The organism is Streptomyces sp. NPDC033221 (genome assembly GCF_055577005.1).
This window is the reverse complement of record NZ_JBVIQN010000037.1, coordinates 56,351-69,294: the sequence shown is the minus strand read 5'-3', so window position 1 is coordinate 69,294 and position 12,944 is coordinate 56,351. Positions and strand designations below refer to the sequence as shown.

Below are 12,944 nucleotides of genomic sequence, written 5' to 3'. Positions count from 1 at the left end.
GTGCCCGAGGGGACCGGGGCTCCGTTTGCCGACGGGAAGGAGCGGACCGCTACCCGGAAGCCGGCAGCATCGAGGAGTTCCTCATGTCGCAGCAGTCCGCCCCGCAGTCAGAGCCGGCGCAGCCGGCGGCCGCCGAAGTCCGGCGGCCCGATCTGAGCATCGGAAGTACGGGTACGACGCCGTACGAGGATTACGTCCACGCGGACGTGCTCACCCACCTCCAGAATCCGCTGTCCGACGATCCGGGCGAGATGGCTTTCCTGGTGACGACCCAGGTGATGGAGCTGTGGTTCACGGTCGTCGTGCACGAGTGGCACACCGCGGCGCAGGCGTTGCGCCGGGACGATCTGCCGGCGGCCATGGAGGCGCTGGAGCGGTCCACGTATCAGCTGGAGGCGCTGAACGCGGCGTGGAAGCCGTTGGCGCGGCTGACGCCCGCGCAGTTCAACGCGTTCCGTGGTGCGCTGGGCGAGGGGTCGGGCTTCCAGTCGGCGATGTACCGGCGGCTGGAGTTCCTGCTGGGGGAGAAGTCGGCGTCGATGCTGGTGCCGCACAGGGGCGCGCCGCGGGAGTACGCGGAGCTGGAGAAGGCGTTGCAGGAGCCGAGCCTGTGGGACGAGGTGCTGCGGCTGCTGGCACGCCGTGGCCATGCGGTGCCCACCGAGGTGCTGGAGCGCGAGGTGACGGCGCGGTACGAGCCGGACGCGCGGGTCGAGGCCGTGTGGGCCGAGGTGTACGCGGGGCCGCGGGACGGCGAACTGGTGCGGCTGGGCGAGGCGTTGACGGACGTCGCGGAGCTGGTGTGGCGCTGGCGAAACGATCATTTGGTGGCGACGCGGCGGGCGATGGGAGCCAAGATGGGCACCGGCGGTTCGGCGGGCGTGGCGTGGCTGGAGAAACGCGCCAGCAAGAACGTTTTTCCGGAGCTGTGGACGGCGCGCAGCCATGTCTGACCCGGCCGGGCGCGCCGCAGCGCTGGACGCCGAGGACGAACTCGCGCGGACCCGGGAGAAGTTCGTCCTGGACGACTGCGTCTACCTGGACGGGAACTCGCTGGGCGCGCTGCCCGGCCACGTACCCGGCCGGATCGCGGACGTCATCACCCGGGAGTGGGGCGAACTGCGCATCCGCTCCTGGACGGAGTCGGGCTGGTGGACCGCGCCGGAACGCGTCGGCGACCGGATCGCCCCGCTCCTGGGCGCCGCCCCGGGGCAGGTGGTGGCCGGCGACTCGACCAGCGTCAACGTCTTCAAGGCGGTGGTCGGCGCCGTACGGATGGCGGGCGAGGGCCGGGACGAGATCCTGGCCGACGAGGCGTCCTTCCCGACCGACGGGTATATCGCCGAGTCGGCGGCGCGGATGACGGGCTGCACGCTGCGCGCCCTGCCGGCCGAGCGCATCCCCGCCGAGGCGGGCCCCCGTACCGCGCTCGCACTGGTCAACCACGTGGACTACCGCACCGGCCGGCTGAACGATCTGCCCGGCATCACCGCCGCCCTGCACGAGGCCGGGGCCCTGGCGGCCTGGGACCTGTGCCACAGCGCGGGCGCGCTGCCGGTCCGGCTGGACGCGCACGGCGTCGACCTGGCGGTGGGCTGCACGTACAAGTACCTGAACGGCGGTCCGGGCGCGCCCGCGTACCTATACGTGCGCGAGGAGCTGCAGGCGCGGTTCGATTCGCCGCTGCCCGGCTGGAACTCGCACGCCGTGCCCTTCGGCATGGACCCCGCATACGCCCCGGCCGACGGCATCATCCGCGGCCGCGTCGGCACGCCCGACATCCTGTCCATGCTCGCCCTGGAGGCGGCACTGGACGTCTGGGACGGCGTACGCATCGACGCCGTACGGGCCAAGAGCCTCGCGCTCGGCGACTTCTTCCTGGAGTGCGTGGACGCGTACGTACCGGAGGGCCGGGTGCGCTGTGTCACCCCGCGCGAGCACCCGCTCCGGGGCAGCCAGATCGCGCTGGCCTGCGAGGACGCGGGCAAGGTGATGACGGAGCTGATCCGGCGCGGGGTGATCGGCGACTTCCGCCACCCCGACGTGCTGCGCTTCGGCTTCACGCCGCTCTACACGTCCTTCGCGGACGTGGCGCGCGCCGCGCGGGTGCTGGGCGAGGTCGTGGGGTGAGTGCCCCGGGCGCCGCGGCCGAGGAGGCGGCACTGCTCGGCCTCGCCCCCGTGGCGCCCGACGCGACACTGGCCTACGGGCCGCATCCGGACCAGGTGATCGACCTGTACGGGCCCCGGCACGACGGCCCGCTGGTGCTGCTGCTGCACGGCGGGTTCTGGCGCGCGGCATACGACCGTACGCACCTGTCGCCGCTCGCCGCGGCACTGGCCCGGCACGGGCTGCCCGTCGCCCTCGCCGAGTACCGCCGGGTCGGCGCGGGCGGGGGCTGGCCGCGCACGTACGAGGACGTGGTGGCCGCCACGGCCGCCGTGGCGCGGCCCGTGGTGGCCGTGGGCCACTCGGCGGGCGGACACCTCGCGCTGCTCCTCGCGGCAGCACGCACGGACCGTCGCGGACCGGACGCCCCGCTGCGGACCATCGCCGTGGCACCCGTCGCCGACCTCGCTTACGCCCACGAGCTGGGGCTGAGCGACGGCGCGGTGGCGGGGTTCCTGGGTACCGGGCCCGGGTGGGCGGACCGGCTAGCCGCGGCGGACCCGGTGCGGCGGCTGCCCGGCGCAGTGCCCGTGACGATCCTGCACGGCACCGCCGACCCCGACGTGCCCGTCGAGCTGTCCCGCCGCTACGCACGGGCCGCGAAGGCCTCCGGAGGCCCGGTGCCGCTGCTGCGCGAGCAGGCCGGAACCGGCCACTACGCGCACGTCACCCCCGGCACCGCCGCCTTCCGCGTCCTCCTCCACACCCTCCGTAGTACTTGAGGATGACCCCCGCAGATCCGCTCTGGAGGGGACGACCGCGGGTCCCCTTCTGCTTACGGTGGTATGCGTGAACCAGACGACCCACACGCAGCGCGACAACCTGCGCTCGGAAGCCCGACTCGCCCGAGGCGCGCTGCACCGGCTGCGCCAGGACCTGATCGTGGATGCCTTCGCCTTCCGCCCGATGCTGCCCCTGGACGACGCGCGCGTGTCCGGGTGGTCGTGGGTCCCCAAGCGGCTGCGCCGCCATCTGCGCTGGGCACCGCACGCCGTGCTCGCGGCCGTCGCCGGCATCGTGTTCCTCGGGGCCACGAGCGTGATGGCCCGCGACAGCGCGCTGAGCTTCCTCATCACGACCGTCTTCACCTTCCTGCTCGCCGCGCCGATCGCGCTGACCCTCTTCCGGCCGGTCGGCGCGTTCTGGCTGTCGGGCGGGGCGGTCGGCTTCGCGATGCTGGCGTACGCCGTCACCGGGACCGGGTCGGCCGGCTACGAGATCGGCTTCATCACCCACACCGCGGTGATGGTCCTGGTCACGCTCCGCACCCGGCCCCGGCTGGCCGCCGAGATGTGGCTGACCACCATGGCCGCGGCCGCCGTGCTGGTGCTGCTGGTGCCCCGGGCGCTCTCGCACGTGGCGCCGTTCGCGGTGCTGGCGGTGCTCGTGCTGGTGCCCGCCGCCGCCGTCCGCGCCTGGCGCGAGGAGCGGCGGCAGGTCGTCGAGACGCAGACCGCCACCGCCGAGGAACGCTCACGGCGCACCCTCCTGGAAGAGCGCGCCCTGATCGCCCGCGAGCTGCACGACGTGGTCGCGCACCACATGTCCGTCATCGCCATCCAGGCCGAGGCCGCCCCGTACCGCGTCAAGGACACCCCGCCCGAGCTGGCCACCTCCTTCTCGACCATCCGGGAGAACGCGGTGGCCGCGCTGACCGAGCTGCGCCGCATCCTCGGCGTCGTACGGTCCGAGGACCCGGACGCCTTCGCCGACTCCGACCCCGAGGCGCCGCAGCCGACCCTGGCCAGCCTCGAATCGCTGCTGGAGAGCGTGCGCGGCGCGGGACTGGTCGTCGAATCCGTGATCACCGGCTCGCCGCGGCCGCTGCCGCAGGGCGTCGAGCTGTCCGCGTACCGCATCGTCCAGGAGGCGCTGAGCAACACCCTGCGGCACGCGCCGGGCGCCGAGGCGCGGGTGGAGATCTCGTACGTGCTCGGCGGGATCGGACTGCGTATCGTCAACGGCAAGGCGAGCCGGCTGGCCAAACCCTCACCGGGCGCCGGACACGGCGTACTGGGAATGCGGGAGCGGGTGCAGATGCTGGGCGGGGAGATGACCGCGGACCACACGCCGGAAGGCGGCTTCGAGGTCGCGGCGTTCATCCCGGTGTCGGCGACGCAGGGCACGGCGGGGGAGAAGACGGCATGATCCGGGTACTGATCGTGGACGACCAGGTCATGGTCCGGGAGGGCTTCTCGGTCCTGATGGGCGCGATGCCCGACATCGAGGTCGTCGGCGAGGCCGTGGACGGACGGCAGGCGGTGGCCAAGGTCGCCGAACTCCGCCCCGACGTGGTCCTGATGGACATCCGCATGCCGGAGATGAACGGACTGGAGGCGACCCGCGAGATCGTCGCCGCCGACGCGGACGCCAAGGTGCTGGTCCTGACCACCTTCGACCTCGACGAGTACGTCTACCAGGCCCTGCGCGCCGGAGCGAGCGGCTTCCTCCTCAAGGACGCCTCGGCGGGCCAGCTCGCGGAGGGGGTACGCATCGTGGCGGACGGCGAGGCACTCCTCGCGCCCACCGTCACCAAACGCCTCATCTCGGAATTCTCCAAGCTGGACGCACCCCGGGCACCCACCCAGGAACGCGTCGGCGACCTCACCGAACGGGAGACCGAGGTTCTGGTACTGGTCGCCCAGGGCCTGTCCAACGGTGAGATCGCCGAGCATCTGGTCGTGGCCGAGTCGACGGTGAAGACGCACGTCAGCCGCATCCTGGTGAAACTGGGACTGCGCGACCGCACCCAGGCGGCGGTCTTCGCCTACGAGGCGCGGCTGGTCACACCGGGGGGCTGAGGGTCGGGCGGCTGAGGGGGGCGGGGCGGATGCCGGGTCACGGCCGCGCCCCAGACGCTGGGTGCGGGTGGGACCTCGCCGCACGGCGAAAGGTGCGGCGCCGGAGTCCGCTACAGCTCCGGCGCCGCACGTAGGGGGATGGGGCCCCCGGTCCGCCTCAGCCTCAGCCTCGGCCTCAGCCGATGTCGCGGCGTCGCAGTCCGGCCAGCCCGGCGGCCACGAGCACCGCTGTGAGCCCGAGGAGCCACAGGAACGGTGCCGCGGTGAAGTCGCCGCCCGGGAGCTTCGGGAGGTGGGTGAAGGGGGAGAGGTTCATCGTCCACTGGGGGAGCCGGACGGCCGGGCCGACCCAGCCGATGCCGAGGCAGCCGCCGACCGTGGCCCAGGTGGCGGCCGTTGCCCGGGGCAGGGCGCCGACGAGGAGGACGGCGAGGCCGGTGAGGGTCCAGACCGCCGGGGCCTGGGCCAGCGCCGCGCCCACCGCGGGGCCGAGTCGGCCGCCGACGTCGCCGACCGTCAGGCCGTACGTGAAGCCGAGGCCCAGGCCGCCCAGGAGGAGAATGAGGGCGGTGCCGAGGAAGGCGATGGCCAGGTGGCCGGCGGCCCAGCGCAGGCGGCCGACGGCGCCGGCCAGTACCGGTTCGGCGCGGTCGCCGGTCTCCTCGCCGCGCAGCCGGAGCACCGCGCCCGCCGCGTACAGGGCCGCGACCATGCCGAGCATGCCGGTCAGCGCGGACACGAACGCCTCGGTCAGGCCCTGTTGTCCGCCCATCCGCTCGAAGATCTCGCGGGTCTGCTCGTTGCCGCCGACCAGGTCGGACGCGCCGTCGGTGATGCCGCCGAAGACGGCGCCGGCGGCGAGGAAGCCGGCCGACCAGCCGAGCAGGGTGGTCCGCTGCAGGCGCCAGGCCAGGCCGGTGGGACCGTTCAGGGAGGCGGGTGCGCGGGCCGGTCCCGGGCGGGCGGGCAGGAAGCTCATGCCGAGGTCGCGGCGGGCCGTGAGGGAGTACGCGGCGCCGACCGTGACGGCTGTGCCGGCGAGGAACAGCAGGAGGACCCACCAGCGTTCGCCGGCGAAGGCGCGCAGGTTCTCGGCCCAGCCGATGGGTGAGGCCCAGGTGAGCGGGGAGGAGGCGTCCTCGGTCGCGGAGTCGCCCGCGGCCCGCAGGACGAAGGCGGCGCCCAGAACGGCACCGGCCAGGCCCTTGGCGGCCCGCGCGCTCTCGGTGAGCTGCGCGGTGACGGCCGCCAGTCCGGCGAAGACCAGGCCGGTGCCGCCGACGGCGAGGCCGAGGGCCAGCGCCCCGGCCGCCGGCTGTCCAGAGGCGGCCAGTCCGGCGGTGATGAGCAGGGCCAGCGCGGTGTTGGCGACGAGGGCGGCGAGCAGGGCCGCGGTGAGCGGGGCGCGCCGGCCGACCATGGCGGCGGAGAGGAGTTCCTGGCGGCCCGTCTCCTCCTCTTCGCGGGTGTGGCGTACGACGATCAGCAGGCTCAGTACGCCGGCCAGCAGTGCGGCGATGCCACCGATGCGCCAGGCGGTCAGGCCGCCGAGGGAGTCGCTGAACACCGGTCCGTAGACGGCGCGGAGCGAGCTGTTGGCGGTCATTGAGCCGGCGACGTCCGCGCGCTTGGCGGGGGTGTCGTAGAGCGTTTCCAGGGCGCTGCCCATGCTGACGACGGTCAGTCCGAGCAGCACCACCCAGGCGGGAATCATCAGCCGGTCGCGGCGCAGGGCCAGCCGCAGCAGGGTGCCGGTGCCGGCGAGGTCGCGGGTGCCGCCGGTGGGGGCGGGCGCGGGGAGGGTGACGGCGGTCATCGCAGGGCCGCCTTCTCGGGGGAGGGGGAGGCTCCGGTGGACCCCCGGCCGTGGGTGTCGTCCTGGTAGTGGCGCAGGAACAGTTCTTCCAGGGTGGGCGGCGTGCTGGTCAGGCTGCGCACCCCCGACCGGCTGAGCGAGCGGAGCACCGCGTCCAGCTTGTCGGTGTCGACCTGGAGCCGGACCCGGTGGCCCTGGATGTCGAGGTCGTGCACGCCGGGGAGGCCGGAGAGGCCGTCGGGCGCGCCGGCCAGTTCGGCGGTCACGCTCGTACGGGTCAGGTGCCGCAGGTCGGCGAGTGAGCCGGATTCGACGGTGCGGCCCTTGCGGATGATGCTGACGCGGTCGCACAGCGCCTCGACCTCGGACAGGACATGGCTGGAGAGCAGCACCGTACGGCCGCGGTCGCGCTCCTCCTCGACGCAGTCCTGGAAGACCTCCTCCATCAGCGGGTCCAGTCCGGAGGTCGGTTCGTCCAGGATGAGCAGGTCCACGTCGGAGGCGAACGCGGCGACCAGGGCGACTTTCTGGCGGTTGCCCTTGGAGTACGTGCGGCCCTTCTTGGTGGGGTCCAGTTCGAAGCGCTCCAGGAGGCTGTTCCGGCGGGCCGTGTCGAGGCTGCCGCGCAGCCGTCCGTAGAGGTCGATGGCCTCGCCGCCGGAGAGGTTGCGCCACAGCGTGACGTCTCCGGGTACGTACGCGATGCGGCGGTGCAGGACGACCGCGTCGCGCCACGGGTCCCGGCCCATCAGCTGCGCGTCACCCCCGTCGGCGCGCAGCAGTCCGAGCAGGACGCGGATGGCCGTGGACTTGCCCGCTCCGTTGGGGCCGAGGAATCCGTGCACCTCACCGACTTCGACATCGAGGTCGAGACCGTCCAACGCCTGGGTCCGGCCGAATGCCTTGCGGAGGCCGGAAACCGAGATTGCCTTCGTCATGTTTCTGAACGTACGCTTCTTTCGCAAAGTTGTGAAGTTAAGAAACCGTATAAAGTCGGTGGAGGCGGAGCGTCGGTCCGGGGGAGCACGGGAGAGGATCAGAGGGTGAGTGAGCAGGCAGCGCAGCAGCAGGGCGGGGACACCGGGCGCGACGAGGAGGCGGTCTCCCGGTTCGTGGAGCGCTTCGCCTCGGAGCTGACCGAGGCGGGCATGCAGCGGATGGCCTCCCGGGTCTTCGCGGCGCTGCTCGCCTCCGACTCCGGCGCCCTGACCTCCGCCGAACTGTCCGAACAGCTGCAGATCAGCCCCGCCGCCGTCTCCGGCGCGATCCGCTACCTGGTGCAGGTCAACATGGTCCGCCGGGAGCGCGAACCGGGCACCCGCCGGGACCGCTACCGGCTCCTGAACGAACTCTGGTACGAAACGCTGGGCAACCGCGACAACGTGCTGACGCGCTGGGAAGACGTCCTGCGGGAAGGCGCGAAGTCGCTGGGCCCCGGCACCCCGGCCGGTGCCAGGGTCGCCGAGACCGTGGCCTTCTTCGAGTTCATGCAGGGCGAGCTGACCAGGATGCTGGCGCGCTGGCGCGAGTACCGGGACACGGAGCTGCGGGGCCAGGGGGTGTCCGATGGGGCGCGGCCCCGGCCCTGACCCATCGGACACCTCCTGGAGCTGAGCGCCCGCGTCCGAGGATCTCCCGCCGCCCGGCCCCGCCGCCGCGTCAGTCGTGCGGCAGCGTCAGCCGCCACGCGTCCGGGTGCACCGTCCACGTACGGGTCCTGACCGGGCCGCCGACGATCACGTCCGCCCGGTAGCGGAAGTCCGCGCCCGACACGGTCACCGCCCGCGCGCGGGCCCGTACCGGCGGCTCGGCCTCCTGCCAGTGCACCACCACCTCGGCCAGCCCGGCGCCGTCGGCACCGTCGCCGGGCGTCACCGAGACCCACCGCACCGGCCGGTCCAGGTCGGCCAGCACCACGCCGTCCGCCTCGACCCGCAGCCGGTGACCGGGCGTGCCAGGCCGGCCGGCGGCTGCGGGGCGGGTACGGGCGGTCAGCTGCGCCAGCGCCGCGCGGGCCTTGCGGAGCGGCGCGCGCCACCACGCGACGGGACCGCCCGGACCGGCGTCGGCTCCCGGCCCCGCTTCCGGGCCGAGAGGCGCCATGCCGAGAGGCCCCGCTTCCGGGACGGAAGGGCCGGCCCCGTCGTGCGCCGCGCCGTCCGAGCCGTCCGAGCCGGCCCGGGGCTTCGGCAGGCGCGGCCCGCCGAAGCGCTTCCGGCGACGGGGCCGCCCGCCCGTGTCCGTACCGGACGGGATGTCCAGGCCGCCCAGCACGATGCCGTCACTGTCGTCCGTGAGCAGGTGGAGGCTGTGTTCCGTGCCGTCCAGGACCGCCCGGGCGGCGGCGACCGTGTCCGTCGGCACGCCCAGCGCGTGGGTCAGGGCCACGGCGCCCGGCGCGCCCACCGGCACCACCGCGAGCGCCACCCCCGCCAGATCGCGCTCCTTGTGCAGCAGCGCCACCGCGCGCAGCAGGGCGTGGTCGTCGCCGATCACCACGGGGCGGCGATGACCGCGGCGGGCGAGCGCCCGCGCATACTCCTCGGGGCCGTCGGGAAGACAGATTTTCGCGGCCGCGCCCGCGCACAGGACGTCCTTGGCGATCCGTACGGATTCCCCGTCCGTACTGCGGGCGGCCGGGTCGATGACCACGAGCAGGGGGTGCCCCCGGACCCCGTCCGGGAGAGAGTGCCCAGAAGGCTGCGCCGACACCTCGGTCCTTCCTCAGGTAGCATCTCGGTGCAAGAGCCCCTTGCGCTATTGCGCCAGGGGCTTCGTCTATTCCGGGGCACCGGTTCGACGGCTTCAGTGGTTCCGTACGCGTACATCCGCACGCATACGGCCGCACGCACGTTGGACATGCCCCGCCCGGAAGGGGTGTACGCCTGTGCCCGCACTTGTGCTGCTCGGTGCTCAGTGGGGTGATGAGGGCAAGGGAAAGGCCACCGATCTGCTCGGTGGGTCCGTCGACTATGTGGTGCGTTACCAGGGCGGCAACAACGCCGGTCACACGGTTGTCGTAGGCGACCAGAAATATGCGCTGCACCTTCTCCCTTCCGGAATCCTCTCGCCGGGGTGCACCCCGGTCATCGGCAACGGTGTCGTCGTCGACCCGGCGGTCCTGCTCTCCGAGCTGAGCGGACTCAACGAGCGCGGCGTCGACACGTCCAAGCTTCTGATCAGCGGTAACGCGCACCTGATCACGCCGTACAACATCACGGTCGACAAGGTCACGGAACGTTTCCTCGGCAAGCGGAAGATCGGTACGACGGGCCGCGGCATCGGCCCGACCTACGCCGACAAGATCAACCGCACCGGCATCCGCGTCCAGGACCTCTTCGACGAGTCGATCCTGCACCAGAAGGTCGAGGCGGCCCTCGACTTCAAGAACCAGGTGCTGGCCAAGCTCTACAACCACCGCGCGGTGGTCGCCGAGCAGGTCGTCGAGGAGATGCTCAGCTACGCGGACCAGATCAAGGGTTACGTGGCCGACACCACCCTCCTGCTGAACAACGCGATCGACGACGGCAAGGTCGTCCTCTTCGAGGGCGGCCAGGGCACGCTGCTCGACGTGGACCACGGGACCTACCCGTTCGTGACCTCCTCCAACCCGACCGCGGGCGGCGCCTGCACCGGCGCGGGGGTCGGCCCCACGAAGATCAGCCGGGTCATCGGCATCCTCAAGGCCTACACGACCCGGGTCGGCGCGGGCCCGTTCCCGACCGAGCTGTTCGACGCGGACGGCGAGGCGCTGCGCACCATCGGCGGCGAGCGCGGTGTGACCACCGGCCGGGACCGGCGCTGCGGCTGGTTCGACGCGGTCATCGCCCGGTACGCGACCCGCGTCAACGGCCTGACCGACTTCTTCCTCACCAAGCTGGACGTGCTCACCGGCTGGGAGCAGATCCCGGTCTGCGTCGCGTACGAGATCGACGGCAAGCGCGTCGAGGAGCTGCCCTACTCGCAGACCGACTTCCACCACGCGAAGCCGATCTACGAGAACCTGCCGGGCTGGTCCGAGGACATCACCAAGGCCAAGACCTTCGCCGAGCTGCCGAAGAACGCGCAGGCGTACGTCAAGGCCCTGGAGGACATGTCGGGCGCCCCGATCTCCGCGATCGGCGTCGGCCCGGGCCGGGACGAGACGATTCAGGTCAACTCGTTCCTGGGCTGACGGGCTGACGGGCTGACCGGCCGACTGACCGGGCCGCCGGCCCGGCGGCAGCAGCGCATGAGCCGCGCCCCCGCTCCGTCACGGAGCGGGGGCGCGGCTTTTCGCGTGTGTGCCGTCCGGTCCGGCTCAGCTCTTCTTCGTATACGTGAAGGTCGGCTTGCCGTCGTCGAAGACCCGGCGGAGCTTGCCGTCGGACTGGAGGCGCAGGGTGCTGGGGGCGCCCGGGCTGCAGGCGGTCGCCGGGCCCGCCACGACGGTGGTGGGGCCGAGGCGCAGCGGCGGGCCGCCGTTCATGAGGATGGCCTTGAATGCGCAGCGGTAGTCGGCGCCGCGCGCTTCCATGCTCAGGACGGTGTCGCCGACCGCGCCCTGGGTGATGGTGAAGCGGTAGGTGTCGCTGCCGCCCTTGCCGCGCTTGGTCTCCCAGTCGCCGAGGAACTTCTGCGGGATGACCCCGGGTTCCTTGCCGGCCGCCTTGCCGACCTTGCCGTCCGCCGCGGTCACGGTGCCGCCGTCGGCCTTCGCGGGCGGCTCGCCGTCCTCGTCGGGGCTGAACAGGACATAGGCGATGCCGATGCCGGCGGTGGCGAGTCCGAGGCCGACGGCGGCGGCCAGCCCGGTGGTACGGCGGCGGGAGCGGCCGGTGGTGCCTGTGGTGCGGGCGCGGCTGGTATGGCTGGTGCTTGCGGTGCGGTTGTTGCTGTGGCTGGTGGTGCGGCCGGTGGAGCTCTTGCGGCGGCGTCCGTGCGTGGTGGTGGCGGAGTGTGAGGCCGGAGTGGCGTCCTGGGCGGAGGCGGAGGCGGACGGCGAGGACACCGGAGGCACCGGGGTGCCGGGCGGTACGTACAGAGGCGGAGTCGCGGACCCGGAGGCCGGGGGCGGCGTGGCGGCCGAGGCGGGCGACGGGGCGGGGGCGGGCGTCCGGTCCCGGGCCGCGTCGTTGCCCCAGCCGCGGTCGGCGCTCTCCCAGGAGCGGTCGCCGGGCTCGTCCCAGGCCCCGTTCGGATTCTCCGCATCGAGCAGCCCGACCGCGTGCCGCCCCAGCTCGGCGATCAGCGCGCCCGGCAGCCAGGGCTCGTGGCTGTCGTCGTCGGAGCCGGTGTACGCGATGAGCTGCTCCGGCGTCGGGCGCTGCGCCGGGTCTTTGGCGAGGCAGGCGGCGACCAGGCTGTGCAGCCCGTACGGCAGCCCGGCCAGATCGGGGTCCTCCTGGGCGATGCGGTACATCAGCGCGTGCACACCGCTGTCGGACGTACCGAAGGGCAGCCGGCCGGTGGCCGCGAACATCAGCACCGAGCCGAGGCAGAAGACGTCGCTGGCGGGCGTGACGGGCCGGCCGCGCACCTGCTCCGGCGACATGAAGCCGGGGGAGCCGACCGCCTGGTTGGTGCGGGTGAGCCCGCCGCCGACGGTCACCGCCTCCAGCGCCCGCGCGATGCCGAAGTCGATGACCTTGGGGCCGTCGATGGTGAGCAGGATGTTGGACGGCTTGAGGTCGCGGTGCACGATCCCGGCGGCGTGGATGCTGCGCAGCGCGCCCGCCAGCCCGCCGGCGAGGATGCGTACGGAGCGTTCGGGCAGCGGCGTACGGCCCTCGGTGATCACCTGCCGGAGCGAGGGGCCCGCGATGTAGCCGGTGGCCACCCACGGGGTGTCCGCCTCGGTGTCGGCGTCCAGGACGGGCGCGGTCCACTCGCCGCCGACCCGCCGCGCGGCCTGCACCTCCTGCCGGAAACGCGCCCGGAAGTCGTCCTGGCCCGACAGTTCGGTCTTGACCAGTTTGACGGCGACGGTGCGGCCGCGGTCGGAACGGGCGAGGTAGACCCGGCCCATACCGCCCTCGCCCAGCCGGCCCAGCAGCCGGTACGCCCCGATCCGTGGCGGGTCCTGGGGGCCGAGCTGCCCGAGGCCGCGCTCTGCGCGCTCATTCACGTTCCGCTTGCCCTTTCACCTTGTTCGCCCTGTGCTCCCGGACGTGCCCTGG

11 protein-coding genes are annotated in these 12,944 nt (G+C 73.1%); 7 read left to right on the top strand and 4 right to left on the bottom strand.

Annotated elements, in window-relative coordinates; all coding sequences use genetic code 11:
• The first annotated feature begins 83 nt into the window (after positions 1-83).
• The 5 genes from ACZ53K_RS34905 (at position 84) to ACZ53K_RS34885 (ending at position 4,970) form a co-directional block, all read left to right on the top strand.
• Positions 84-953: a tryptophan 2,3-dioxygenase family protein gene (locus ACZ53K_RS34905; RefSeq protein ID WP_468844790.1), complete on the top strand. Its 870-nt coding sequence runs from the start codon at positions 84-86 to the stop codon at positions 951-953.
• A complete protein-coding gene (gene kynU / locus ACZ53K_RS34900; protein WP_468844788.1) occupies positions 946-2,130 on the top strand; it encodes a kynureninase in 1,185 nt (394 codons plus the stop codon). The genes ACZ53K_RS34905 and kynU overlap by 8 nt, the downstream gene beginning before the upstream one ends.
• On the top strand, positions 2,127-2,891 hold the full coding sequence (locus ACZ53K_RS34895; protein ID WP_468844786.1) for an alpha/beta hydrolase family protein: 765 nt from the start codon (positions 2,127-2,129) through the stop codon (positions 2,889-2,891). Before kynU ends, ACZ53K_RS34895 begins: the two co-directional genes overlap by 4 nt.
• 67 nt (positions 2,892-2,958) lie before the next feature.
• Complete coding sequence (locus ACZ53K_RS34890) at positions 2,959-4,317, top strand: sensor histidine kinase (protein ID WP_468844784.1); 1,359 nt, start codon at positions 2,959-2,961, stop codon at positions 4,315-4,317.
• Positions 4,314-4,970 (top strand): response regulator, encoded by a 657-nt coding sequence (locus ACZ53K_RS34885; protein ID WP_468844782.1) that lies wholly within the window; start codon positions 4,314-4,316, stop codon positions 4,968-4,970. The genes ACZ53K_RS34890 and ACZ53K_RS34885 overlap by 4 nt, the downstream gene beginning before the upstream one ends.
• A gap of 175 nt (positions 4,971-5,145) precedes the next feature.
• On the opposite strand, the gene ACZ53K_RS34880 is transcribed toward ACZ53K_RS34885, so the two are convergent.
• Together ACZ53K_RS34880 and ACZ53K_RS34875 are read right to left on the bottom strand one after the other, a co-directional pair.
• Positions 5,146-6,786: an ABC transporter permease gene (locus ACZ53K_RS34880; protein WP_468844780.1), complete on the bottom strand. Its 1,641-nt coding sequence runs from the start codon at positions 6,784-6,786 to the stop codon at positions 5,146-5,148.
• Positions 6,783-7,724 carry an ABC transporter ATP-binding protein gene (locus tag ACZ53K_RS34875; protein WP_468844777.1) on the bottom strand — a complete coding sequence of 314 codons (942 nt, stop codon included), beginning with the start codon at positions 7,722-7,724 and terminating at the stop codon, positions 6,783-6,785. The genes ACZ53K_RS34880 and ACZ53K_RS34875 overlap by 4 nt, the downstream gene beginning before the upstream one ends.
• A 105-nt stretch (positions 7,725-7,829) precedes the next feature.
• On the opposite strand from ACZ53K_RS34875, the gene ACZ53K_RS34870 reads away from it, so the two are divergent.
• On the top strand, positions 7,830-8,375 hold the full coding sequence (locus ACZ53K_RS34870) for a GbsR/MarR family transcriptional regulator (RefSeq protein WP_468844774.1): 546 nt from the start codon (positions 7,830-7,832) through the stop codon (positions 8,373-8,375).
• A gap of 70 nt (positions 8,376-8,445) precedes the next feature.
• Here ACZ53K_RS34870 and ACZ53K_RS34865 read toward each other — a convergent pair whose 3' ends face one another.
• On the bottom strand, positions 8,446-9,438 hold the full coding sequence (locus ACZ53K_RS34865; protein ID WP_468844771.1) for a diacylglycerol kinase catalytic domain-containing protein: 993 nt from the start codon (positions 9,436-9,438) through the stop codon (positions 8,446-8,448).
• 235 nt (positions 9,439-9,673) lie between these two features.
• Here ACZ53K_RS34865 and ACZ53K_RS34860 point away from each other — a divergent pair, with 235 nt between their 5' ends.
• Positions 9,674-10,960, top strand: a complete 1,287-nt coding sequence (locus ACZ53K_RS34860) for an adenylosuccinate synthase (RefSeq protein ID WP_468844769.1) — start codon at positions 9,674-9,676, stop codon at positions 10,958-10,960.
• A gap of 126 nt (positions 10,961-11,086) precedes the next feature.
• Here ACZ53K_RS34860 and ACZ53K_RS34855 read toward each other — a convergent pair whose 3' ends face one another.
• The gene (locus tag ACZ53K_RS34855; protein WP_468844766.1) at positions 11,087-12,892 is read right to left on the bottom strand and encodes a serine/threonine-protein kinase; all 1,806 of its coding nucleotides are present in this window, start codon (positions 12,890-12,892) and stop codon (positions 11,087-11,089) included.
• Between the last annotated feature and the right edge of the window lie 52 nt (positions 12,893-12,944).

Excerpts from the sequence above, each read along its gene's own strand:
- ACZ53K_RS34875 (WP_468844777.1), bottom strand. The coding sequence starts at position 7,724 with ATGACGAAGGCAATCTCGGTTTCCGGCCTCCGCAAGGCATTCGGCCGG.
- ACZ53K_RS34880 (WP_468844780.1), bottom strand. The coding sequence starts at position 6,786 with ATGACCGCCGTCACCCTCCCCGCGCCCGCCCCCACCGGCGGCACCCGC.
- ACZ53K_RS34885 (WP_468844782.1), top strand. The coding sequence starts at position 4,314 with ATGATCCGGGTACTGATCGTGGACGACCAGGTCATGGTCCGGGAGGGC.
- ACZ53K_RS34905 (WP_468844790.1), top strand. The coding sequence starts at position 84 with ATGTCGCAGCAGTCCGCCCCGCAGTCAGAGCCGGCGCAGCCGGCGGCC.
- kynU (WP_468844788.1), top strand. The coding sequence starts at position 946 with ATGTCTGACCCGGCCGGGCGCGCCGCAGCGCTGGACGCCGAGGACGAA.